This window comes from Escherichia sp. AM3, from assembly GCF_032029835.1.
In the GTDB taxonomy this organism is placed as follows: Bacteria; Pseudomonadota; Gammaproteobacteria; order Enterobacterales; family Enterobacteriaceae; genus Escherichia; species Escherichia coli.
Map to the genome: position 1 here is coordinate 1 of NZ_JAVUPQ010001381.1, position 229 is coordinate 229.

Annotated in this window: 1 protein-coding gene; it reads left to right on the forward strand. The window is 56.3% G+C overall.

Annotated elements, in window-relative coordinates:
* Positions 1–229: FAD-binding protein (locus tag RTW80_RS31140; RefSeq protein ID WP_312722141.1), on the forward strand; the 229-nt coding region annotated here is incomplete at both ends.

Consider the following 229-nt stretch of genomic DNA (forward strand, 5'->3'; position numbering starts at 1 on the left):
TCGCCGGATTACTCTGTGGCCTGCAACTGCAAAAACACGGCCTGCGCTGTGCCATTGTCACTCGTGGTCAAAGCGCACTGCATTTCTCATCCGGATCGCTGGATTTGCTGAGCCATCTGCCAGATGGTCAACCGGTGACAGACATTCACAGTGGACTGGAATCTTTGCGTCAGCAGGCACCAGCCCATCCTTACTCCCTTCTCGAGCCACAACGCGTGCTCGATCTCGC